The organism is Rhodanobacter sp. A1T4 (assembly GCF_014207185.1).
Classification (GTDB): Bacteria; Pseudomonadota; Gammaproteobacteria; order Xanthomonadales; family Rhodanobacteraceae; genus Rhodanobacter.
The window spans coordinates 382,159-407,818 of sequence record NZ_JACHCP010000002.1; the positions used below are offsets into that span (position 1 = coordinate 382,159).

The 25,660-nt window shown below is 62.8% G+C and carries 9 protein-coding genes; 1 reads left to right on the forward strand and 8 read right to left on the reverse strand.

Annotated elements, in window-relative coordinates:
- Positions 1–161: 161 nt before the first annotated feature.
- From secF to tgt, 4 genes are all read right to left on the reverse strand, one after another.
- The gene (gene secF, locus HDE80_RS04965; protein ID WP_184668455.1) at positions 162–1,124 is read right to left on the reverse strand and encodes a protein translocase subunit SecF; all 963 of its coding nucleotides are present in this window, start codon (positions 1,122–1,124) and stop codon (positions 162–164) included.
- A gap of 9 nt (positions 1,125–1,133) precedes the next feature.
- Positions 1,134–3,017, reverse strand: coding sequence for a protein translocase subunit SecD (secD, locus tag HDE80_RS04970; RefSeq protein ID WP_184668457.1), 1,884 nt, complete (start codon positions 3,015–3,017; stop codon positions 1,134–1,136).
- A 111-nt stretch (positions 3,018–3,128) separates the two neighbouring features.
- A complete protein-coding gene (yajC, locus tag HDE80_RS04975; RefSeq protein WP_184668458.1) occupies positions 3,129–3,461 on the reverse strand; it encodes a preprotein translocase subunit YajC in 333 nt (110 codons plus the stop codon).
- Between the two features lie 256 nt (positions 3,462–3,717).
- Positions 3,718–4,857: a tRNA guanosine(34) transglycosylase Tgt gene (tgt, locus tag HDE80_RS04980; RefSeq protein WP_184668460.1), complete on the reverse strand. Its 1,140-nt coding sequence runs from the start codon at positions 4,855–4,857 to the stop codon at positions 3,718–3,720.
- 538 nt (positions 4,858–5,395) lie between these two features.
- On the opposite strand from tgt, the gene HDE80_RS04985 reads away from it, so the two are divergent.
- Positions 5,396–19,645, forward strand: a complete 14,250-nt coding sequence (locus HDE80_RS04985) for an autotransporter-associated beta strand repeat-containing protein (RefSeq protein WP_184668467.1) — start codon at positions 5,396–5,398, stop codon at positions 19,643–19,645.
- A 14-nt stretch (positions 19,646–19,659) separates the two neighbouring features.
- Here the strand turns inward: HDE80_RS04985 and HDE80_RS04990 are convergent, their stop codons facing one another.
- The 4 genes from HDE80_RS04990 to HDE80_RS05005 all read right to left on the reverse strand — a co-directional run bounded on the left by HDE80_RS04990 (position 19,660) and on the right by HDE80_RS05005 (position 25,584).
- Complete coding sequence (locus tag HDE80_RS04990) at positions 19,660–20,268, reverse strand: flavin reductase family protein (protein ID WP_184668469.1); 609 nt, start codon at positions 20,266–20,268, stop codon at positions 19,660–19,662.
- A gap of 443 nt (positions 20,269–20,711) precedes the next feature.
- The gene (gene queA, locus HDE80_RS04995) at positions 20,712–21,758 is read right to left on the reverse strand and encodes a tRNA preQ1(34) S-adenosylmethionine ribosyltransferase-isomerase QueA (protein ID WP_184601034.1); all 1,047 of its coding nucleotides are present in this window, start codon (positions 21,756–21,758) and stop codon (positions 20,712–20,714) included.
- Positions 21,759–21,878: 120 nt separating this feature from the next.
- Positions 21,879–24,383, reverse strand: coding sequence for a hypothetical protein (locus HDE80_RS05000; RefSeq protein ID WP_184668471.1), 2,505 nt, complete (start codon positions 24,381–24,383; stop codon positions 21,879–21,881).
- Positions 24,370–25,584 (reverse strand): DUF3142 domain-containing protein, encoded by a 1,215-nt coding sequence (locus HDE80_RS05005; protein ID WP_184668473.1) that lies wholly within the window; start codon positions 25,582–25,584, stop codon positions 24,370–24,372. Before HDE80_RS05005 ends, HDE80_RS05000 begins: the two co-directional genes overlap by 14 nt.
- Positions 25,585–25,660 lie beyond the last annotated feature (76 nt).

Consider the following 25,660-nt stretch of genomic DNA (forward strand, 5'->3'; position numbering starts at 1 on the left):
CAATTCGGTGGCAGTCACCGTGAATCAGCCTCTATGCGTACGAGGACTCGGGCGATCAAAACAAAAGGCTCATGATTGTCATGAGCCTTTTGTTTTGCCATTACCTCAGCCGAGTGGCCATAGGCAGATGCCGACTTTCCCGGCTGATGAAAACGACCGGTTTACGGCCGGCGAGCCAGCTCCGGATTTTCACGCGTCACCGGCATCAGATCCTTTTTCGATACACCCAGCCACAGCAGGATCGGGCTGGCCACGAAGATCGACGACAGCGTACCGACCAGAATGCCGATCAGCATGGTGACTGCAAAACCGTGCACCGCCGTGCCACCAAAAAAGAACAGCGCGCCCATGGTGATGCTGGTAAACAATGAGGTGATGATGGTTCGCGATAGCGTGTTGTTGATCGAGCGGTTGAGAATCTCCTCCGGCTCAGCCTTGCGCGCGAGGCGGAACAGCTCACGGATACGGTCGAACACCACCACCTTGTCGTTGATCGAGTAACCAATCACCGCCAGCACGGAAGCCAGCACGGTCATGTCGAACTCGCGCTGCACCAGCGCCAGGATGCCCAGCGTCACCAGCACATCGTGGAACTCGGTGAGAATCGCCGCGAAGGCAAAGCGACGCTCGAAGCGAATGCCCAGATAGAAGCCGATGCCCAGCACCACGAACAGTGCGGCCCACATGCCGTCGGTGCGCAGCTCCGCACCGACTTCGGCAGTGATGAACTCCTTGCTTTTCACCTTCGCGTCCGGACGCGACACCTGCAGCATCTTGATGACGTCGGCGGAGATACGATCGAGATTGACCTTACCGCCGGCTTGAACCGAGGCCGGATCATCCTTGGGTTGCATGCGGATCGAGACTTCGCGCGTACCGCCAAGGCTCTGCACAACGGGATTCTCTACGCCACCCTTGGCAAGCGCCGTGCGCACATCGTTGATCTGCACCGGCTGGTCATAGTCGACAACGAGCGATACGCCGCCGTTGAAGTCCAGGCCGTAGTTGAGGCCCTTGGTCGCGATCAGCGCGATCGAGGCAATCATCAAAAAAACCGCAATCGCAATGCTGTACTTGCGCATGCCGAGGAAGTTGATGTTGCTGTTGTGATTGAAAATTTCCATTGCGATTCCTCAGACCGACAGCGTCTTGAGCTTGCGGTGGCCGTGGATCAGCGCGGTAAACGCGTGGGTCAGCGTTACCGAGGTGAACAGCGAAGTCAGGATGCCGATCATCAGGGTCACACCGAAACCCTTGATCGCGCCGGTACCCATCGTGGTCAGCGCCAGCGCGGCAATCAGGTGGGTGACGTTGGCATCGAGAATCGTGGCCCAGGCCTTTTCGTAACCGGCGCGAATCGACGCATGCGGACTGGAACCATTGCGCAGCTCCTCACGAATGCGTTCGCAGATTAACACGTTCGCATCAATGGCCATACCGAGCGTCAGCACGATACCAGCGATACCAGGCATCGTTAATGTGACACCGATCAGCGACATCACTGCGACCAGGATCACCAGATTGAAGAACAGCGCGATGTCAGCCACCAAGCCAAACAGCTTGTAGTAAATCGCCGCCGCCAGCAGCACCAGGCCCAGGCCCAGCATCACCGCACTAAAGCCCTTGTTGATATTGTCGGCACCCAGGCTGGCGCCGATCACACCCTCTTCGACGATATCGACCGGTGCCGCCAGCGCGCCGCCCTTGAGCAACAGGGCGAGATCGGAAGCATCCTTCAAGCTGGCAAGACCGTTGGTTTCGAACTGACGGCTGAAAGGGCTGGAGATCGTCGCGTCATTGATCACCGACTCGGTGTCCTTGGACGTACGTACTTCCTTGCCATCGACGATCTTGGTATCGGTGACGCGCTCCACGTAAACCACGGCCATCGGCTTGCCGACGTTGGCGTTGGTGAAGTCGCCCATCTTCTTGGCACCCGCGGCATTCAGGGTCACGCTGACATTCGGCGTGCCGTTGCGTGTATCGGTACCCGACGAGGCATCGACCAGCTGGCTGCCGGTGACGATCACGCGCTTGCTGACCAGCACCGGTGTGCGTGTATCACGCATGTAATAGAGGTTGGCGTCCGGCGGGATATTGCCGGTGCTGGCCGCCTCCTGCGCCCGCGGGTCGCCGGCGTAGCCAATGCCTGCGCGGTATTCCAGCGTAGCGGTGGCGCCGATCAGCTTTTTGGCTTCGGTCGCATCTTGCACGCCGGCCAGTTCGACCACGATGCGGCTATCGCCCTGCTGCTGGATCAAAGGCTCTGACACACCGAGCGCATTGATGCGGTTGCGCAAGGTACTCAGGTTCTGCGTGATGGCATCGCGTGCAAGCTGACGCAGCTTGTCCGGCTTGACCACGACGTTGAGCAGAAAACGATCACCGGTGCTGGTGCCGTTGGCTACATTGAGGTCAGTGAATTCATTGGCAATCGCATCGGATGCCTTGCTGCGGTCGTCCGCCGAACGCAGGATCACGGCAATGCCCTGCCCGGCTACCGGATTACGTGCGACCGACTCATAACGGATATTTTTCTGCTGCAGCAAGACGCGAATATCATCCGCGTAGCTGGTTTCCTGCTTGTCGGCCACGCCACTCTGATCGACCTGCATCAGAAAGTGCACGCCGCCCTGCAGATCGAGGCCCAATGGCATTGACCGGGCGCCAATCGCGCGCAGCCAGCCCGGTACGGTGGACTGCAGTTTGAACGCGGTGGAATAACCGTCACCGAGCGCCGCCTTGATCGCATCGGCGGCACTCTTCTGCGTGTCACCATTGGTGAAGGTGGCGATCAGGTTGTCGCCCTGCACGCTCACATTGGTGGCCGCGATGTGCTGCGCGGTGAGCGCGGTGGTTACCTTCTGCTGAATCGACTGATCGATCGGCGCGCTGCCGCGGTTGGCGCTGACCTGCACGGCGGCCACCGGGAAAAAAGCGTTCGGCAAGGCATAGAGGATGCCGAACAACATCACTATCGCGACCAGCGCGTACTTCCAGCGGGGAAAATCACTCATGCCTTGCATCCATCAGAACCGCAGTGAAAAGCCTGCGGTGTTAGCGAGAATCGGTAGTATCCCGTGAAAAGCAGCCCCAAAGCGGCCGAGCCGACGCCCGGTGTCCGCCGATCAGACGGACTTCAACGAGCCCTTGGGCAACACCTGCGAGACCGAACCCTTTTGCACCTTGACCACCACATTGGTGGCAATTTCTACACTGATGAAGGTCTCGCCCACTTCGTCGATGCGCCCGGCGATACCGCCGTTGGTCACCACTTCGTCGCCCTTGGCCAACGCGGACAGCATGGTGCGCAGCTCTTTCTGGCGCTTCATCTGCGGGCGAATCATCAGAAAATAGAACACGCCAAACAGCACGATGATCGGAAGAAAAGTCAGGATAGGATTGCCGCCTTGGGCACCTGCAGCAGCCTGGGCAAGCACGAACGGGATCGAAAAAGTCATCGGGGTGTCTCGCAAGTGGTGGCGCAGCCTGAGAAATCAGCTACCGCCCGGTCAAAGATCAACGATTATGCCATGCACCCCCCAGCCGTGCACGGCTGCCCCGACTCGAGTTGGCCTGGGCGCCCGCTCTTACTGAGGGTGCAGGCGCCGCATTGCAAGTCCATGTCGAGCCGGACCAACCCCGTTTTCTGTAACCCGTCAGACAGGCAGAGGTTCGAGACGCGCGTCGAACTGGCCCGCGCCAGACGGTAGCACGCTAGACGGTAGCGGGCCGTCGCTGGGCATAAAACTCGGCGGTGAAGGCATCCAGCGCATGGCCAGCGATGGCTTTGCGCAAGCCCACCATCAGCCGTTGGTAGTAGCGCAGGTTGTGCATGGTGGCGAGCTGGCTGCCGAGAATCTCGTTACAACGATCCAGATGGCGCAGGTAGGCCCGACTGAAGCCGCCTGCGCAGGCGTAGCAATCGCAGCCTTCCTCGATCACCCGGGTATCCAGCGAATACTTGGCGTTGCGAATGCGCAACGTACCCTTGGCAGTAAACAGGAAACCGTTGCGCGCATTGCGTGTCGGCATCACGCAGTCGAACATGTCGATACCTCGGCGCACGGCTTCGACGATGTCCTCCGGCCGGCCCACGCCCATTAGGTAGCGTGGCTTGTCCTGCGGCAGCAACGGCACAGTGAAATCCAGCGCATGGTTGCGTTCGGCCTCGGGCTCACCCACCGCCAGACCACCGACCGCATAACCGTCGAAGCCGATCTTGATCAGCCCTTCGGCGGAGCGCTTGCGCAGACTCTCGTAGACGCTGCCCTGCACGATGCCGAACAGCGCGTTGGGCGGCTTTGAATTGGCGCGTTGCAGATCATCAAAGCCACGACGCGAGCGCTCAGCCCAGCGCAGGCTCAGCTCCATCGAGTCACTGGCCACTTTCTCAGTGGCCGGATACGGCGTGCACTCGTCGAAGATCATCGCGATGTCCGAATCCAGCGTCGTCTGAATCTGCATCGACACTTCCGGCGACAGGAACACCTTCGAGCCATCGACTGGCGAGGCGAAGGTCACACCTTCCTCGGTGATTTTTCGCTTGTGCGCCAGCGAAAAAACCTGGAAGCCGCCCGAGTCGGTGAGGATCGGTTTGTCCCAGCCGATGAACTTGTGTAGACCGCCGAACCGCTCGACGACCTCCAACCCCGGTCGCAGAAAAAGGTGGAAGGTGTTGCCGAGGATGATCTCAGCGCCGATGTCCTTGACATCGCGCGGTGTCATCGCCTTCACCGAGCCGTAGGTGCCCACCGGCATGAATGCCGGCGTTTCCACCGTGCCACGGTCAAACGTGAGGCGGCCGCGCCGGGCTGCGCCGTCGGTGGCGTGCAAATCAAAAGTAAGCGAAGTCATCCGCCCATTATCGCGTGTTTGGAGCACGCCTGCTGACGAAGGGCCTGTTGGCGAAACGCAAGCGACTGGTGCACCAAAGCCAGTCAGTCGAAGCGTTCGTCAAGCGTTTTTAGTCCAGCGCCGGCCGATCATTTTTATTCTTATTTTGCTCTTGATTCGGGTCGTAACGAAGCGCGAGAAAAGGCACACAACAAATTTGCAATTTGCCGATTTTATGCATTGCCAGGCATTAGAAAGCCCATCATTGAATACCCGTGTTTCTTAATTAAATTGGCCGATTTTGTATCCGGACAACTCAGCAGAATGCATTTCAAACGAAAACATCACGTGTAGTCAGAAGCTGGCGTAGGCAGTTCGCAGGGTCGATTGAACACGACGGGTATAGCTGTGCCGTCGTCGCACAAGCAAAAGGTCTGTCTCGCAAGAAACATGTCATAGCGCATTCAAAATAGGGGCTGTCATGTATCCGCATCGTCTTGATCGTGTTCGTCGGAATTCGCTGGCCAAGGGAATCTTTCTGGCCCTGGCGCCGATTTTAGTGACGCCCTTTTTAACCGGCACGGCTTATGCGGCCTGTACGACGGCAAGTCCCGTCATTACCTGCGCGACCGGATCCAATACCAATAATGTCAGCAGCAACATCAATAACGTCACGGTAAACGTGCAGACCGGCGCCGTAGTCAGTGTGCCGCCCCTGCTTGGCGGCACGGCCATGACGTTGAGCGGCAATGGCATCACCCTGAACAATCAGGGCTCGATCGACCCAACCATCAACGGCGGCCTCAGCCTTGCAGCCAGCGGCGCCGTACTCGGCAATAGTTCCGGCAACCTGATCACGGTCAACAACCTGGCCGGTGGGTCGATCAACGGATTGTTCAACATCGCTTCCTTGTTCGGCTTTGGCGGCCAGGCGCTGGTGACGCAAAATGGTACCGGCGGCGTCAGCACCATCAACAACAGCGGCACGATCGGCATGTCGATCTTCGGCGGCCTCGGGTCGACAGCCGATGCGACCGCTGTCATCTCCTATGGCGGCGGCCAGACCAATTTCACCAACAATACTGGCGCCACGATAACCGGTCGCATCGGCTTCGGCACCACCACGGCGGCGGGCGGCAACACCTTTCTTAATGCCGGCACCATCAATGGCAGCGTGTACCTGGGCGATACCGTCAACGGTAATACCTTCACTGCGGTATCCGGCTCGAGCGTCAATGCTGTCGGCACCGCCGGCGCTGGCACCGTGAGCAGCGTCAACGTGAAACTGGCTGCTGCAGGCGTCGTCGACGCAGGCACCGGCACCGGCAACCAGCTGGAGCTGCAGAACTCAACCACCGGCCCTGGTTCGGGCACGGGCGGCACGGTGACCACGATTTCCGCCACGAACTATCTGGGCTTCCAGCACCTCACCGTCAATAGCGGTACCTGGAACCTGCAGGGCGCCGTGGTCAGCGCCGACACCACGCTCAACGACGGCCTGGTCAATTTCGACAATGCCGGCGCCTTCGGCAGCGGCATCTTCAACGTCAACGGCGGCGCGATCGCAGCCTCCATCGCCGGCCTGTCGCTGGCTAACAACTTCTCACTGAACATCGGCAACCTCACGCTCGGCGGCAGCAATGCCTTCTCGTTGAGCGGCGTCCTATCGGGCACCGGCGGGCTGGCGGTCACGAATACAGGCGTGGTGACGCTGGGTGGCGCCAACCTGTTCAGTGGTGGCGTCGCCCTGAATGCCGGCGGCCTGTTGCTGGGCAATGCCGGGGCACTGGGCAGTGGCAACCTGAGCGTGGGCGGTACCGCCACGCTGGATACCAGTGGCGCGTTCAACCTCGCCAACAATATCGTCGTCAATGGCGGCGGTTCGTTGAATCTCCTGGGCAGCAATACGCTGGGGCTCAACGGCATACTGTCCGGTGCAGGCAATTTGACCAAGAGCGGCGCCGGCACGCTGACCTTGAACGGCGCCGACAGTCTCAGCGGCAGCTTCTCCATTAATGGCGGCTCACTGGCGCTGGGTGCGGGCGGAAGTCTTTCGCCAACCGGCGCGATCGATCTCGCGGCGGGCACCAGCCTGGATCTTTCGCTGGCTGCCAACCAGACCATCGGTTCACTGGGTGGTCTTGGCGGTTCCGTCAATCTCGGCGCGACCACCTTGACCTTGGGCGGCTTAGGCAATACCAGCTATGCCGGCACCCTCCTCGGCAGCGGTGGCCTGATCAAACTCGGTACGGGTATCCAGACCCTCTCGGGTGCCAATACCTTCAGCGGCGGCTTTGCGCTGAACGGCGGCGGCCTGCTGCTGGGCAATGCCGGCGCCCTGGGCACTGGCGCGCTTGGCGTCGGTGGCGCGGTCAGTCTGGATGGCACCCTGTCCCTTACGTTGGCCAACAACGTAACGCTCGGCACGGGTGGCTCGCTGGATCTGCTTGGTGGCCAAGCGCTCACGTTCAACGGCGTGCTCTCCGGCACCGGCAGCCTGATCAAGGATGGTACTGCGTTGCTGACCTTGAACGGCGCCAACACCTTCACCAGCGGCCTGAACTTGAACGCGGGCGGCCTGTTGCTGGGCAATAACGCGGCACTCGGCACCGGCACACTGAACGTGGGCGGCACAGCCACTTTGGACGGCAGTCTTGCACTCAATCTCGGCAATAACATCAATCTCGGTGCAGGTGGTTCGCTGAATATTCTCGGCGGCCAGCCGCTGACCTTGGGCGGCGTATTGTCGGGCGGCGGTGGCCTGATCAAGAGTGGTGCCTCGCTGTTGACCTTGAACGGCGCCAACACCTTCACTGGCGGTCTGAATATCGGTGCAGGCACGGTGGCTTTGGGCCTTGGCGGCAGTCTGGCGGCGAACGGCGCAGTGAACCTCAGTGGCGCCGGCGCCGGCTTCGATATCTCTGCTGGCGGCAACCAGACCATCGGCGCGCTCTACGGCATTGCTGGCAGCAGCATCACGCTGGGTGCAAACGCGCTCAGTTTTGGCGACGCCACCAATCAGAGCTTCGGCGGCATCATCGGTGGTATCGGCTCGCTGGTAAAACTGGGCACAGGGGTGGAAACACTTAGTGGTGCCAATACCTTCAGCGGCGGCTTGAACCTCAATGCCGGTGGCTTGCTGCTCGGCAATAACGCCGCGCTAGGTACGGGCGCGTTGAACGTCGGCGGTGCGGCCACCTTAGACGGCAGCCTGGCGCTCAATCTCGGCAACAACATCAATCTCGGGGCGGGTGGTTCGCTGGATCTGCTCGGCGGCCAGGCACTCACGTTGAACGGGGTGCTCTCCGGCACCGGCAACCTGATCAAGGATGGCGCGTCGACCCTCAGCTTGAACGGTGCCAATACCTTCAGCGGCGGTTTGAACCTCAATGCCGGCGGCCTGCTGCTTGGCAACAATGCAGCCTTGGGCACGGGTGCGTTGAGCGTCGGTGGCGCGGCCACGTTAGACGGTAGCGTGGCCCTCAACCTCGGCAACAACATCAATCTCGGGGCGGGCGGTTCGCTGGATCTCCTTGGCGGTCAGGCGCTCACCTTGAACGGGGTGCTCTCCGGCACCGGCAGCCTGATCAAGGATGGCGCGTCGACCCTGAGCTTGAACGGTGCCAATACCTTCAGCGGTGGTTTGAACCTCAATGCCGGCGGTCTGCTGCTCGGCAATAACGCTGCGCTAGGTACGGGCGCGTTGAACGTCGGTGGCGCGGCCACGTTAGACGGCAGCCTGGCGCTCAATCTCGGCAACAACATCAATCTCGGGGCAGGCGGTTCGCTGGATCTCCTTGGCGGCCAGGCGCTCACCTTGAACGGTGTGCTCTCTGGCACCGGCAGTCTGATCAAAAGCGGTGCCTCGCTGTTGACTTTGACCGGTGCGAACACCTTCAGCGGCGGCTTGAACCTCAACGCCGGTGGCCTGCTGCTCGGCAATAACGCCGCGCTTGGTACGGGCGCGTTGAACGTCGGCGGCGCGGCCACGTTAGACGGTAGCGTGGCCCTCAATCTCGGCAACAACATCAATCTCGGGGCCGGCGGTTCGCTGGATCTCCTTGGCGGTCAGGCGCTCACCTTGAACGGGGTGCTCTCCGGCACCGGCAGCCTGATCAAGGATGGCGCGTCGACCCTCAGCTTGAACGGTGCCAATACCTTCAGTGGTGGTTTGAACCTCAATGCAGGCGGTCTGCTGCTCGGCAATAACGCCGCGCTAGGTACGGGCGCGTTGAACGTCGGCGGTGCGGCCACCTTAGACGGCAGCCTGGCGCTCAATCTCGGCAACAACATCAATCTCGGGGCCGGCGGTTCGCTGGATCTGCTCGGCGGCCAAGCAGTCACGTTGAACGGTGTGCTCGCCGGCACCGGCAGTCTGATCAAAAGCGGTGCATCGCTGTTGACTTTGACCGGTGCGAACACCTTCAGCGGCGGCTTGAACCTCAACGCCGGTGGCCTGCTGCTCGGCAATAACGCCGCGCTTGGTACGGGCGCGTTGAACGTCGGTGGCGCGGCCACGTTAGACGGCAGCCTTGCCCTCAATCTCGGCAACAACATCAATCTCGGGGCGGGTGGTTCGCTGGATCTGCTCGGCGGCCAGGCACTCACGTTGAACGGGGTGCTCGCCGGCACCGGCAGCCTGATCAAGGATGGCGCGTCGACCCTCAGCTTGAACGGTGCCAATACCTTCAGTGGCGGTTTGAACCTCAATGCCGGCGGCCTGCTGCTTGGCAACAATGCAGCCTTGGGCACGGGTGCGTTGAGCGTCGGTGGCGCGGCCACGTTAGACGGTAGCGTGGCCCTCAATCTCGGCAACAACATCAATCTCGGGGCCGGCGGTTCGCTGGATCTGCTCGGCGGCCAAGCAGTCACGTTGAACGGTGTGCTCGCCGGCACCGGCAGTCTGATCAAAAGCGGTGCATCGCTGTTGACTTTGACCGGTGCGAACACCTTCAGCGGCGGCTTGAACCTCAACGCCGGTGGCCTGCTGCTCGGCAATAACGCCGCGCTAGGTACGGGCGCGTTGAACGTCGGTGGCGCGGCCACGTTAGACGGCAGCCTTGCCCTCAATCTCGGCAACAACATCAATCTCGGGGTGGGTGGTTCGCTGGATCTGCTCGGCGGCCAAGCAGTCACGTTGAACGGTGTGCTCGCCGGCACCGGCAGTCTGATCAAAAGCGGTGCCTCGCTGTTGACTTTGACCGGTGCGAACACCTTCAGCGGTGGCTTGAACCTCAATGCCGGCGGCCTGCTGCTCGGCAATAACGCCGCGCTAGGTACGGGCGCGTTGAACGTCGGCGGCGCGGCCACGTTAGACGGTAGCGTGGCCCTCAATCTCGGCAACAACATCAATCTCGGGGCCGGCGGTTCGCTGGATCTCCTTGGCGGTCAGGCGCTCACCTTGAACGGGGTGCTCTCCGGCACCGGCAGCCTGATCAAGGATGGCGCGTCGACCCTGAGCTTGAACGGTGCCAATACCTTCAGTGGTGGTTTGAACCTCAATGCAGGCGGTCTGCTGCTCGGCAATAACGCCGCGCTAGGTACGGGCGCGTTGAACGTCGGCGGTGCGGCCACCTTAGACGGCAGCCTGGCGCTCAATCTCGGCAACAACATCAATCTCGGGGCCGGCGGTTCGCTGGATCTGCTCGGCGGCCAAGCAGTCACGTTGAACGGTGTGCTCGCCGGCACCGGCAGTCTGATCAAAAGCGGTGCATCGCTATTGACGTTGACCGGTGCGAACACGTTCACCGGCGGCCTGACGATCGGTGACGGTACGCTGGCGCTGGGCGCCGGCGGTAGTCTGGCAGCAACCGGCGCGGTGAATCTCAGCGGTGCTGGTGCTGGCTTTGATATCTCCGCCGGCGGCAATCAAACCATCGGCGATCTGTCCGGCATCGCCGGCAGCAACGTTTCCCTGGGCGCCAACACGCTCACTTTTGGCGGCGTGACCAATCAGGACTTCGGCGGCATCATCGGTGGCACCGGTGGCCTGATCAAACAAGGCAGCGGCACCGAAACACTGAGCGGTGCCAATACCTTCACCGGCGGTCTGACGATCGGTGACGGTACGCTGGCGCTGGGCGCCGGCGGCAGCCTGGCCGCCAACGGCGCCGTCAATTTGAGTGGTGCCGGCGCCACCTTCGATATCTCTGCCGGCGGCAATCAGGCGATCGGTGCTCTCTCCGGCGTCGCCGGCAGCAATCTTGCGCTGGGTGGCAATTCGCTGACCTTGAACGGCATCGGCAACGCCAGCTTCGACGGCGTGATCGCCGGCACCGGCGGCCTGATCAAGAACGGCTCTGGCACTCAAACGCTTGATGGCGCCAATACGTTCAGCGGCGGCGTCAATCTCAACGCCGGTGGTCTGATCGTCGGCAACAACAGCGCGCTCGGCAGCGGCGTACTCGATGTCACTGGCGCCGCGACCCTGGCCTCCAGCGGCAACATCACGCTGGGCAACAGCGTCACCCTGGGTGCCGGTTCCGGTCTGGCTGTGCAAGGTGCGGGGGCGTTGACCCTCGGCGGCGTGATCTCCGGTGCCGGCGGCCTCACCATGAGTGGCAGCTCAACGCTAACGCTGAGCGGTGCGAACACGTATGCCGGCGGCACCAACATCCTGTCGGGCACCCTGGCCATCGGTGCCGGTGGCAGCCTGCTGTCGACCGGCGCGGTGACGCTGGGCGGCAGCGGTACGTTCGATATTTCCGCCGGCGGCAACCAGAGCATCGGCTCGTTGGCCGGCACCTCGGGCAGCGTCAATCTCGGCGGCAATGCGCTGACCCTGGGCGGCGTGGGCAATGCCGACTTCGGCGGTGTCATCGCCGGCACCGGCAGCCTGGTCAAGCTGGGCGCCGGCACTCAGACGCTCGATGGCGCCAATACCTTCAGTGGCGGTATCGATCTCAACGCCGGCGGCCTGATCGTCGGCAATAACGCGGCGCTCGGCACCGGCGTACTGACCGTGGGCGGTGCGACCACCCTGGATTCCAGCAGTGCGGTCACGCTGGGCAATAACATCGTGCTGAATGCCGGACTGACCGTGCTGGGCACTAACGCGTTGACCCTGGGCGGTGCCTTGTCCGGTATCGGCAGTCTGACCAAGGACGGCAACGCCACCCTGACCTTGGATGGCGCCAACACCTATACCGGCAACACCTTTATCGATAGCGGCACGCTGGCGCTGGGCGCCGGCGCCAGCCTGTTCGGTAGCGGCATCGTGAATTTGGCCACCGGTGCCACGTTCGATCTCTCCGCCGGCAACGGTACGCAGACCTTCGGCACCTTGGTCGGTGGCGGCACGGTCAATCTGGGTGCCAACGACCTGACCTTGGGCAGTGCCACCAACGGCACGTTCAGTGGTTCGATCGCCGGCACCGGGTCATTGACCAAACAGGGCACCGGCACTGAAACACTCACCGGCAGCAACACCTTTACCGGCGGCACCATCATCGACGCCGGCACGCTGGCGATCGGCGCCGGCGGCAGCCTCGCAGCGAACGGTGCGGTGACCCTGAGCGCGGCTGGTACCGATTTCGATATCTCCGCCGGTGGCAATCAGGCGATCGGCGCACTGAATGGCGTGGGCGGCAGCAATGTCACGCTCGGCGGCAATACGCTGACCCTGGGTGGTATTGGCAACGCCAGCTTCGCCGGCGTCATCGCCGGCACCGGCGGTCTGATCAAGAACGGCGCAGGGACACAGACCCTCGACGGCGCCAATACCTTTAGTGGCGGTGTCACACTGAATATGGGTGGCTTGATCGTCGGCAACAATACGGCGCTCGGCAGCGGCACACTAAGCGTCGGCGGTGCCGCTACCCTGGATGCGGATGCCCCGGTCGTACTCGCCAACGACATCAGCCTGGCTACAGGCGCTGGCCTGGATGTATTGGGCAGCAATGCGTTGACCTTGGGTGGTGTGATCAGCGGCGATGGCAGCCTGAGCAAAGACGGCAGCGCCACGTTGACCTTGACCGGTGCCGATACCTTCACCGGCGGCACCACGATCAATGCAGGCACATTGGCGCTTGGCGCTGGTGGCAGCCTGCTGTCAACCGGTGCGGTCACCCTGGGCGGCAGTGGCACGTTCGATATTTCCGCCGGCGGCAACCAGAGCATCGGTTCACTGGCTGGCGCTTCGGGCAACGTCAATCTTGGCGGCAATGCACTGAGCCTGGGTGGCGTGGGCAATACCGACTTCGGCGGTGTCATCGCTGGCACCGGGAGCCTGGTCAAACTCGGTACCGGCGTACAGACGCTCAGTGGTGCCAATACGTTCAGTGGCGGCATCGATCTCGACGCCGGCGGCCTGATTGTCGGCAACAACGCTGCACTTGGCACCGGCGCACTCACCGTGGACGGTGCAGCTACGCTGGATTCCAATAGCGCGGTCACGCTGGGCAATAACGTCGTGCTGGACGCTGGGCTGACCGTACTGGGCAGTAATGCACTGACCCTGGGTGGCTCGTTATCGGGTACCGGCGGTCTCACCAAGAACGGCTCATCGCTGCTGACCTTGAACGGTGCCAATACCTTTACTGGCGGCCTGAATATCGGTGCAGGCACGGTGGCTCTGGGTGCTGGCGGTAGTCTGGCGGCGAGTGGTGCGGTGAACCTTAGCGGTATTGGTGCCGGCTTCGATATCTCTGCCAGCGGTAATCAGACCATTGGTGATCTGTCCGGCGTGGCTGGCAGCAGCATCTCTCTGGGCGCAAACGCGCTCACTTTTGGCGGCATTGCCGATCAAGGCTTCGGCGGCATCATCGGTGGCACCGGTAGCCTGATCAAACAGGGTAGCGGCACCGAAACACTAACCGGTGCGAACACGTTCACCGGCGGCCTGACGATCGGTGACGGTACGCTGGCGCTGGGCGCCGGCGGTAGTCTGGCAGCAACCGGCGCGGTGAATCTCAGCGGTGCTGGTGCTGGCTTTGATATCTCCGCCGGCGGCAATCAAACCATCGGCGATCTGTCCGGCATCGCCGGCAGCAACGTTTCCCTGGGCGCCAACACGCTCACTTTTGGCGGCGTGACCAATCAGGACTTCGGCGGCATCATCGGTGGCACCGGTGGCCTGATCAAACAAGGCAGCGGCACCGAAACACTGAGCGGTGCCAATACCTTCACCGGCGGTCTGACGATCGGTGACGGTACGCTGGCGCTGGGCGCCGGCGGCAGCCTGGCCGCCAACGGCGCCGTCAATTTGAGTGGTGCCGGCGCCACCTTCGATATCTCTGCCGGCGGCAATCAGGCGATCGGTGCTCTCTCCGGCGTCGCCGGCAGCAATCTTGCGCTGGGTGGCAATTCGCTGACCTTGAACGGCATCGGCAACGCCAGCTTCGACGGCGTGATCGCCGGCACCGGCGGCCTGATCAAGAACGGCTCTGGCACTCAAACGCTTGATGGCGCCAATACGTTCAGCGGCGGCGTCAATCTCAACGCCGGTGGTCTGATCGTCGGCAACAACAGCGCGCTCGGCAGCGGCGTACTCGATGTCACTGGCGCCGCGACCCTGGCCTCCAGCGGCAACATCACGCTGGGCAACAGCGTCACCCTGGGTGCCGGTTCCGGTCTGGCTGTGCAAGGTGCGGGGGCGTTGACCCTCGGCGGCGTGATCTCCGGTGCCGGCGGCCTCACCATGAGTGGCAGCTCAACGCTAACGCTGAGCGGTGCGAACACGTATGCCGGCGGCACCAACATCCTGTCGGGCACCCTGGCCATCGGTGCCGGTGGCAGCCTGCTGTCGACCGGCGCGGTGACGCTGGGCGGCAGCGGTACGTTCGATATTTCCGCCGGCGGCAACCAGAGCATCGGCTCGTTGGCCGGCACCTCGGGCAGCGTCAATCTCGGCGGCAATGCGCTGACCCTGGGCGGCGTGGGCAATGCCGACTTCGGCGGTGTCATCGCCGGCACCGGCAGCCTGGTCAAGCTGGGCGCCGGCACTCAGACGCTCGATGGCGCCAATACCTTCAGTGGCGGTATCGATCTCAACGCCGGCGGCCTGATCGTCGGCAATAACGCGGCGCTCGGCACCGGCGTACTGACCGTGGGCGGTGCGACCACCCTGGATTCCAGCAGTGCGGTCACGCTGGGCAATAACATCGTGCTGAATGCCGGACTGACCGTGCTGGGCACTAACGCGTTGACCCTGGGCGGTGCCTTGTCCGGTATCGGCAGTCTGACCAAGGACGGCAACGCCACCCTGACCTTGGATGGCGCCAACACCTATACCGGCAACACCTTTATCGATAGCGGCACGCTGGCGCTGGGCGCCGGCGCCAGCCTGTTCGGTAGCGGCATCGTGAATTTGGCCACCGGTGCCACGTTCGATCTCTCCGCCGGCAACGGTACGCAGACCTTCGGCACCTTGGTCGGTGGCGGCACGGTCAATCTGGGTGCCAACGACCTGACCTTGGGCAGTGCCACCAACGGCACGTTCAGTGGTTCGATCGCCGGCACCGGGTCATTGACCAAACAGGGCACCGGCACTGAAACACTCACCGGCAGCAACACCTTTACCGGCGGCACCATCATCGACGCCGGCACGCTGGCGATCGGCGCCGGCGGCAGCCTCGCAGCGAACGGTGCGGTGACCCTGAGCGCGGCTGGTACCGATTTCGATATCTCCGCCGGTGGCAATCAGGCGATCGGCGCACTGAATGGCGTGGGCGGCAGCAATGTCACGCTCGGCGGCAATACGCTGACCCTGGGTGGTATTGGCAACGCCAGCTTCGCCGGCGTCATCGCCGGCACCGGCGGTCTGATCAAGAACGGCGCAGGGACACAGACCCTCGATGGCGCCAATACCTTTACCGGTGGGACCACCATCGACGCCGGCACACTGGCCCTCGGCGCTGGCGGCAGCCTTACCGCAACTGGCGCAGTTACTTTAGGCAGTGCAGGCACGCTGGATCTTTCAGCCGGCGGCAATCAGGTGATCGGCTCGCTGGCCGGTGCCGGCGGCGCGGTGAACCTGGGCGCGAATACGTTGAGCTTCGGCGATGCCAGCGACCAGACTTTCGCCGGTACGATCGCTGGTAGTGGTGCACTGACCAAGAACGGCAGCGGCGTAGAGACGCTGACCGGCGCCAGCACATTCAGTGGCGGTGTCGATCTCGACGCCGGCGGCCTGATTGTCGGCAACAATACGGCGCTCGGCACAGGCACGCTGAGTGTCAACAGCTCAGCTTCGCTGGATGCGAATGCACCGGTCAGCCTGGCCAACAATGTCAACCTGGCTGCGGGGACGACCCTGGATGTGCTGGGCAGCAACGCGCTCACCGTAGGCGGTGCGATCTCCGGCACCGGCGCCCTGACCAAGGACGGCAGCGCGACTCTGACCCTGACCGGCGCCAATACCTTCAGCGGTGGCACCACTATCGACACGGGCACGCTGGCACTTGGTGCCGGCGGCAGTCTGGCGGCGACCGGTGCGGTCACCCTGGGCACCGCCGCCACGTTGGATATCTCGGCCGGTAGCAATCAAGTCATCGGTTCGCTGGCTGGTGCCGGTGGGGCGGTGAACCTGGGTGCGAACACGTTGAGCTTCGGCAATGCCAGCAACCAGACTTTCGCTGGCACGATCGCCGGCAGTGGCGGCCTGACCAAGACCGGTACCGGCGTGCAGACGTTGACTGGCGCGAATACGTTCGGCGGCGGCGTGACGCTTGATGCCGGTGGCCTGGTCCTTGGCAACAACGGCGCACTGGGCACCGGCGCACTGACGGTCGCAGGCTCGGCCACATTGGACAGCAATGGCAATCCGTTGAGCCTTTCCAACAATGTCGATCTGGCCAGCGGCGCGGATCTGACCTTGCCGGGTAATAGTGCAGTGAATCTTGGCGGCACGATCTCCGGCGCTGGCGACCTGGTCAAGAACGGTGCGTCGACACTGACCCTTGCTGGCGCCAACAGCTTCAGTGGTGGGCTTACCGTCAACAGTGGCGGCCTCTTGCTCGGCAACGATGCAGCCCTGGGTACAGGCGCACTCACGATAGCCGGTACGGCAACGTTAGACGCCACCGCTCCAGTAACCGTGGCCAACAACATCGCACTCAATGCGGCACTGACCGACACCGGTAGCCAGGCGCTGACCCTGGGTGGTCAGCTCTCCGGCAGCGGCAGCCTGACCAAGAGCGGCTCTGCCGCGCTGACGTTGAACGGCGCCAACAGCTTCAGCGGTGGCACCACGGTGACGGGCGGCAGTTTGATCCTAGGCAACAACAATGCGCTGGGTACCGGTGCATTGGCGATCGATGGCGCCACCTTGCAGGCGGGAACAGCGGTGACCGTAAGCAACAACGTCAACGTCGGCGCAACTGGCCTGACCGTACAGGGCTCGCAAAACCTCGGCTTGACAGGCAACCTCGCCGGCACTGGCGGGCTGGACAAGGAAGGCAGCGGCACATTGAACCTGGACGGCTCGCTCAGTGGTCTCAGTGGCGCGCTGACGGTTAACGGCGGTGTGTTGAACGCAAGCAATCCCTATACCGGTGGCATCAGCATAGGCACTGGTGCCACTGCCAGCCTCAATGGCAGCGGCAGCGCGGCAACAGCGAACGGGCTGATTGCCGGCACGCTGAATCTGGGTGGCAATAGCAGCCTGAATGTCAGCTACGCCAACCTGGCCGGCGTCACCGGTACGGTGAACGGAGTCGGTACCGATACCACCTTGAACATCACCGGTAGCGGTGACAGCACCCTGCCCGCTGCATCGTTCAGCAATATTTCCAACCTCAATGTCGGTGCCGGCACGCTGACGATAGCCAGCGGCACCACGGCCAGCTTTGCCGGCGGCACGACGGCAGGCGGCAATCTGGTCGTGAACGGAGCCCTGAGCGGACCGGCCACGATAGCCAGTACCGGCGCTCTGGTCGGCGGCGGCAGCATCTCCGGCCCGGTCACGGTAAACGGCATCCTGGCGCCCAGCGGCGTCAGCGGAGCCAGTGGCTCGGCAGCAGGCACCAACATGCCGGGCTCCACCCTGACCCTGGGCGGACTCACGAGCAGCGCGGGTTCCTCCACGCAGATTCGTGAAAACGACAGCGGCAGCAGCGACCATATCCAGGTCAATGGCACTGCCTCACTCGGCGGCCAGTTGATTGCCCTGCCCTCCGCCGGAACATATGCCGCAACGAACACCTACACCATCCTCAACGCCAGCGGCGGCATCACTGGCACGTATGCCGGCGTAACGCAAAACGTGCTGCCCTTCCTCAATGCCAGCGTGGCGAATCAAGGCAATCAGGTGATTCTGACGCTGAGCCAGGTCGGTGGCTCTGGCGGCGGCACCGGCGGCACGCCGTTCAACCAGTTCCCTGGCCTCAACAGCAACCAGTACAACATGGCCAGTGCCTTGCAGAAGATCGCCACCAGTTCCACTCAGCTGCCTACCCTGCTCGGCTATGCGCGCGGCCTGACCGCGAACCAGGTGGTCAAGTCGTTCGGCACTCTCACCGGCGAAACTTACGCATCGGCCGCGCAGGCCGAGTTGAGCGGCCAGAGCCAATATCAGGATACGGTGTTCGACCGACTGCGGCTGGCGCGCGATACCGATGAACAGGGAACCGCCGTCTGGGCCGAACCCTATAACGCCGACAGCGGCTTTAGCAGCACCGACAATGTCGCCGCGACCGACTACCAGATTCATGGACTGATCGTGGGCACCGATACACCGGTCCTGCCTGACCTGCGCCTGGGTCTGAATGCCAGCGTTGCCAACTCACGTACCTCCGTCGATCAACGCGACGACCTTACCAAGGTCGACCAGTACTCGATCGGTCTCCACGCGCTGTACTACAACCCGCAGCAATGGTGGGCCGAGGGCCTCGCATCCTACGGTTGGCAACACGCCAACGGCAGTCGGCAGATTCAGGTCGGCTCCCAGTTCAGTCCTACTGCCAACGGCAGTTACGATGGCAACGCGATCAATGCGGCCCTGGAGGGCGGCTACCGCTTCCAGTTCGAGAACATGCATCTGGAACCCTTTGTCGGCGCCTACTACGCAAAGGTCAGGTATGACGCCTTCACCGAGCAGGGCGCCGGCGATGCCGATCTCAACGTGGGCCGTTCCAACGCAAGCAGCATGGAGTACGGCGTGGGCGCGCGACTGATCGGCGACTTCAACATGTCCCCGGACGGGGCCCTGATCCATCCGATTCTGCTAGTGCGTTATCTGCACAACACCAGGGATCAAACCGTATCGATCGACAATGCCTTCGCCGGCGCTGCTTCGGATAGCTTCGCTGTCCAGGGTACGGCACCGGTGCGGAATCACTGGCAGGCCGGGTTAGGTATCAGTATCAATATCACGCCACAGGCCAGCACATATATCTACTACAGCAACGACATCGCCAAAAACAGCACCAGCAATGCCGTCAATCTCGGGTTCCGGTGGAGCTTTGGCAAGCCGGCTTCGGCGCCAGCCTTCAGCGCACGGCAACAGTCGGTGCCCATGCCCGCAGCAATGCTGCCGGACCATGCATCCACCACGCGGGCAAACTCATCGCCTGCGATCGGGACAGCGGCCATCGCCGCCGGTTTGGGCGTGGCGTCGGTTGCCGCAACCCCTACCACCGCCATCCCTGCTGCTGCCACGACGGCGACGACGCCGGAGGCGGGAACGCCACTCGGTCAATGCAAACAACGTCATGGCGCGGCATCCGGGATCACGGCGATGCACAAAAAACATGCACTGCTAGCCAATCATCCGCAGAGCACGGTCGGTGCCCCCGGCGAAGCAATCCATCACCGGACGCATCCGCTATTGGCCAAGGAAAAAGTCCCGCATGACCCGATGTGCAGCGGCTGAGCCTGAGAGCCTGTTTACGCCGGCCGCTTCATAGCGAAGCGGTCGCGCGTAGTCGAATACCCGCTGCCGCTGAGGCGACCGACCAGGTCAAGTTTGGCCGGATCAACATGCCGGCCATCCGCCATCACAGCGTCATCGATATGCGCCAGCAGCACGCGAGCGAAGATCAGAAACTGGCGTGGGTTTTTCGCGGGATACGGAATCACTTCAGCCAACGTGCACTCGAACGCCACCGAGGCAGCGGCAATGCGGGGTGGTTTTATGCGTACGCTGGGCACCGTGGCGATGCCAACGGCTTCGAACTCGCTATCGTCATGCGCGAGCGTCGCCGACGTGGCGTTCATGTGCTCCGCCTCGGCCTTGCTGACCAGATGGATGACCAGTTCGCCGGTATCGCGGGCGTTGCGCAAGGTGTCTTTCAGCTCACCGCTGGCACGCAGCCCTACGTTGACCATCAGCGTCGGCGGGTCATCGCAGATCACCTGGAAAAAACTGAATGGCGCGAGGTTGGTCACCCCATTAGTCGATAGCGTGGAAACCCAGGCGATTGGCCGGGGCGTCACCGTAGACGACAACCAGCGATAGGATTCGGCGGCATTGAGCTGACTGAAATCAAGCTGCATGGTATCTAATTCCTGATCACACTGGACGGAGCGCCAAAGCACCGTGAGGCCGCTCTGGAAAGAGAATTTGTCCGAGCATTTTGCATGTGCTGCGTCGACAACGCGTGGCGAAGGGCAACAACTGAATCACCGGCCTGCAGAAGGCGTGTTGTTTTACCTGCCCTTAGATCCTGTTCACGACCTTCACGTGGCCCACGCCGGGAGCGGTTTGCGCACAGGCCAAGGAAGAACGAGGGAGTGTACGTCGGTACACGACCGAGTGATGACGCCGGCATGGGGGCAAACCGACCCGGCCCGAAGGGTTGAGTCGTGGCGGCCATCCGGCGGCAGCGCTTGCACCTTTCTCGGTGCGCGGCTTGACCTGACCGGCAGTCAGACGCTGCGCACCGAGAAAGGTGTAAACCACCCACCACCGCCGGATGGCCGCCACGGCACAACGCGGGCTACGTAGAGATCGTGAACAGGCTCTTAGGCAAGATCAGCATCGCATCACCGTAAGAGAAAAAGCGGTACCGCTGCTCCACCGCATACCGGTACGAATCCAGCATGAAATCACGCCCGGCCAGCGCCGAGACCAGCATCAGCAACGTTGACTGTGGGAGATGAAAATTGGTAACCAGCGCATCGACGCTGGTGATGCGATAACCGGGGAAAATGAAGATCTGCGTCTCGCCGGCGAACGGGTGCAGCTCGCCATCCTTGGTTGCGCTCTCCAGCGCGCGCACGACCGTCGTACCTACCGCCACCACACGGCCACCCGCCGCGCGCGTCCGGCGGATTTTTTCCACCAGCGCCGCACCGACATTGAGCCACTCGCGGTGCATGACGTGATCTCTCACGTCTTCGGCGCGCATCGGCTGAAACGTACCCGCGCCCACATGCAGGGTGACGTAGCCGAAGTCGATGCCCTTGTCGCGCAGCTGGGCCAGCATCGCTTCGTCAAAATGGAGCCCGGCCGTAGGCGCAGCAACGGCGCCGGGCTCGCGCGCGTAAACCGTCTGATAACGTTCCATGTCGCTGGCGTCGGCGTGCCGTTCGATATACGGCGGCAGCGGCATCTCGCCCAGTTTCAGCAACAATTTTTCCAACGGCTCAGCGGATTCGAACCGCAGCCGGAAAAAAGCCTCGTCACGACCCAGTACCACGGCGAAGCTGCCGTCGGCCAGCTCGATCCGCCCGCCCTCCTTCGGCTTTTTGCTGACGCCCAGTTGCACCGTGGCTTCGTGCGCGCCGGTGATGCGCTCGATCAGAATCTCCACTGCACCGCCGGTGCTCTTGCGCCCGTACAACCTCGCCGGCAGCACCCGCGTATCGTTGAACACCAGCAGATCGCCAGGCCGCAGAAAGTCCGGCAGCTCGCGAAACAGCCGATCCTCGCGCGCATGCTTTTCCACATCGAGCAGCAGCAGGCGGCTGGCCGAACGCTCCGCCAGTGGCGCCTGCGCGATCAGCTCGGGCGGTAACTCAAAATCGAAATCGGACTTCTTCAAGACGTTGAACTTCTCGGGAGCCACGCCGATTGGCAAACGAGCGGCGCGGTATTGGCGATGAGGGATGGCAGCGGCGCATTATCGCGCAGCTGGAGCGCCTCGTCCTTTACCGAGAGGCAGTCAGGCCACCGCGTTACGACGGCGACGACGCACCCACCATCCGGCAAGCCCTGCAACCACCAGCACAAACGCGGCTATTTCATACGGCAGCCAATGCCTGACTAAATGCTTGGCCTTGACGATGCGCTGATGCCGCAACAGTAACCGCGCGTGATCGAAATCCGGCGCTTCGCAATCCGCACCGAAGTTGTCGTTCCAACTCACGTAGGCGCCCTCCTTCACGTAACGCTGGTAATAGGCGGCAACGCGACGCTGGGCTTCGGAAGGCCCGGAGGGTTTGGCGTCACCGTAGCCCTGATAGTGATCCTCGTAATCCGGTGGCCCCTCACGCATCCAGCTAGCTGCCTTGCACATCACGGCAGCGAAAGCTTGCGAACGCGGCGGCAAAAGATCGGCCGCCGCCGAGGCCTCGTCCGCGGCGATGTAGCGGTAATGGAAACGCCAATCCAACTTCGCGGCACTGTCAGTAAAGCGCTGACGCTCGCCATCGGTGACGAAGGTCTGCTTCAGATCAGCGGCAGAATGGCCGCTGCCGCCCTGGAAACCACCACCACTGTCGACGTAGTCCGGTCCCTGCTCGAAGCCGAGCAGCTCCATGCCGTTTTCGCGGGCGATCACCGCCGCGGCATAACGCGCCTGCGCCTTGCCGATGTCGGTCCAGGCGCTGTCGGCCTTGTGCATATCGCTGGCGTACTCGTTGGCCTTGGCGCGGAGGTCCACATTACCGAAGCGCGGATCGCTACTGGCCGGAAAATAAGCCTGCGCTTCGTCGTATCGCGCCGCGCGCATCAGCCGCCGCGCCAGCAGCCAACGCAAGCGGCCGGCCAGCGTTCCGATGCCGTCCTTGTGATCCTTCTCGATGCTTCGGGCCGGTACTGGCGTCGCAGCAGCATGCGCATCGACGAAGGCCTTCAACTCATCAATGGTGAGCACGCGCTCGGCGACGTAAAACGTGTCGTCGGAATAACCGATGCCGTCATCATCGTCGCCAACGTAAAACCTTTCGTCGGCATCGCCTATGCCGCCATCATCGCCGGTATAAACGTTGCCATCGCGGTCATCGCGGTTTGCCGCGTCATAGAGATGGCCCATGGCCTCGACGTATTCACCGCGCGCCAGTGCCAGCACACCTTGTTCGCCACCGATGAGGGGCACGTTACTCGGCTGGATAGCCGCCTTCGGATCATCCGACTTGGGAAATGCCTTGGCGGCATCCGCGTACGCAGCGGCTGCGGCTGCGAGATCGCCCTTGTGCAACGCCAGTTTCGCGTCGACCCAACTGGCCAGCGGACCCGGCGCCTTGGCCGCCAACGTTGCCGCCAGGTCATAACGCCCACTGCGATACGCCAGGGCAGCGAGGCGATCGGCACCGGCCACATGATCGAGACCCTGCTTTTCGATGGCCTGCACCAGTGCTGGCAGGGCCGGATTGAGTTTCGCCGGGGATGGCGTTGCAGTTGCCGCGTCGCTGCCCTCGTCGTCGCCAAGGCGCGCCAGCGCGTACGCCACCAACAAGCGCTGCGAAAGTGGGCCATCCACCAACGCGGCAGCACGGTCATCGTCACGCAGCACGTTGCCTGCGAGGGTCGCCAGCGACTGCACGGCGCTGTCCGAACCGTGCCCGGCCTGCGCTGCGTACAGCGCGATCGCATGCTTCAGATCGGCCGCGGCGATGCCCGCGCCACAGTCGTTATTGTCGACATAGAGGTTGGCCCAACTGCACTGTTGCCTGCCGTTGTAGAGATACAGCCGCGCCTCTTCGCCGAAGCTGGACACGCCCAGACCTTGCGTGTCCGATGCTCCAGCCACCGCGCGCGTGCGCGCGAGCTGAAATGCCTTGGCCGCGGCATCGCGCTCGCGCTTGAACACGGCGGCATCGCCGATCGCTGCATTGGCGCGCAGCGCGTGAATGCGGCCCAGCATGTATGCGGCCCATACCGAACGCAGCGTCGCCTGCTCGGGCGGCAGTGCAAGCACTTTCTCGAAACTGGCGATGGCAAGGTCCGTCTTCGCCTGATCGGGTTTGTCGCATGCGGTGGTCGCGGCAGTCGAAGTCGGCGAAGCGGCCGCTGTCGTCGCCTCGGCCGGGTTCACCGCGGCGGCGCACGCCTTGTTGGCGGCGGCATAGTCGACCGCACCAGCGACGTACAGGCGCAAATCCTCGGGCAGATCCTTGCCATCGTCATACGCCTTGTTGCCATCCACCGACTGCCGCAGCGTAAGCACCCGCTGCCACTGTCCTGGCGTCATGCCCTGCGACTTGGCTTCATCGACGGGCTTGGGCGTGTCATAGGGCGATGCTTCCGACTCCTGCGGCCGCAACGTGTCGGTTGCGGGGAGCAGGTGCGCGGCCTCCCACGCAAAACTGTTCTGTGGCGTGGCCTTCAGGGTGGCGTCGCGATGGTCCAGTAGCTGGCTCGGGAAATCTGGACCGCAGGCCCACACGGCACCGGCCGCAACTGCCGTGGCAATACAGGCACTCAAGACGACATTACGGTTCCACATGCAATTGCGCTCCTTGTGTGGCGCAGCGCGCCCATCCAATGACTCGTTGACTGTGTCCGTGCAGCAACCCCGGCTGCAGACGCTTGATGCTTAGTGTGTCGCGACTCGACTCAAGTGCATAGCCGTTGATGCCATCGGCCAGTGCGCAGGCCTGCGGCAGCGCGACCACCTTGGGCAACGACATATCCAGTTCGCCGGGATTTTGCAGCAGCAGATCCAGCGTGCCTGGCGTGCTGCTGGGGCGAGCGGTGGCCGTGATTTCGCCATGCAATGGCTGCTGCCGGATCACCGCCAGCCATGTAGCCAGATTCCATGCGCGATCATCCTGCATGGTCGGCAGCCGGAACCAGACAATGCCAGCCAGGTGTGGCGGCGGATCGCGTTGCAGCTGCTGCAGGAAACCGGCAATGTCCTGCGGTATCGCCAGCAGTTCACGACTATCGTCACCCGCATCCAGTATACCGGCTTCGCTTTGCACGCTGGCCAGCCGACCCTGTGCATCCCAGCTCACGCGTGAACCGTAGGTCGGCAAGGCGATGCGAAACAGTTTGTCGCTGCGCTGTGCGTAGTCATCGGCCCAATGCAAGGCCAGCGCGCTGTCGAACAGGCCGGCGTGCGGATCGCGCACCGCATGCACCTGCAGCACCGATTCGTCGACCTGCGCCAGCACCGTAGATAGATCCGGCGAATGCAACCACGCGGGCAACGCGGTGATCGACAGCGTGGCGCCCTGCAACAGCGGATGCAGCGCGGCGAGGTAGTGTGCGTAGGCCGGCAGTCTCGCCGTGCCGCAATCGTGATCGATCTCCAGCCCCGCGATCCGGATATCGCCGCCCTGCCAGTCCTTCCACAAAGCCTCGGTATCCGCCAGCAACTGCGCCTCATCCCACTGCACCAGCTGGCCGTCTATACGCACCACCAGCATCACCGGCTTGCCGCTGGCCAGCAGCGCCACGCGATCCGGATGAAACACCTGCAACCGCCCCGCACGATCGGTCTGCGCCGCCAGCACGCGCCATGCGCGGATATCGCCCGCACTGCCCTGCATTGCCTGCGTCACCGCTGGCGTCCACACGCGCCGCCAGATGTAGGCGTCGTGTGTCAGCGGGCGGGACGGATGGCTGCAAGCCACCAGCCACATCGACGCGGCAAAAAAGACTGCGCGAAGAAGCGCCGCAAGGCGAAACCGGATAACGATCATCAACTCAACGCCCCTGCGTCGCCGCACGATGTGAAGCCCATTCTAGCTATCCCCTGACCGATCGCTCATCCGCTGG

Bases quoted from the DNA above. Each gene is read 5' to 3' on its own strand.
- HDE80_RS05000 (WP_184668471.1), bottom strand. From the start codon at position 24,383: ATGTGGAACCGTAATGTCGTCTTGAGTGCCTGTATTGCCACGGCAGTT.
- secF (WP_184668455.1), bottom strand. From the start codon at position 1,124: ATGGAAATTTTCAATCACAACAGCAACATCAACTTCCTCGGCATGCGC.
- secD (WP_184668457.1), bottom strand. From the start codon at position 3,017: ATGAGTGATTTTCCCCGCTGGAAGTACGCGCTGGTCGCGATAGTGATG.
- HDE80_RS04990 (WP_184668469.1), bottom strand. From the start codon at position 20,268: ATGCAGCTTGATTTCAGTCAGCTCAATGCCGCCGAATCCTATCGCTGG.
- tgt (WP_184668460.1), bottom strand. From the start codon at position 4,857: ATGACTTCGCTTACTTTTGATTTGCACGCCACCGACGGCGCAGCCCGG.
- yajC (WP_184668458.1), bottom strand. From the start codon at position 3,461: ATGACTTTTTCGATCCCGTTCGTGCTTGCCCAGGCTGCTGCAGGTGCC.
- HDE80_RS05005 (WP_184668473.1), bottom strand. From the start codon at position 25,584: ATGATCGTTATCCGGTTTCGCCTTGCGGCGCTTCTTCGCGCAGTCTTT.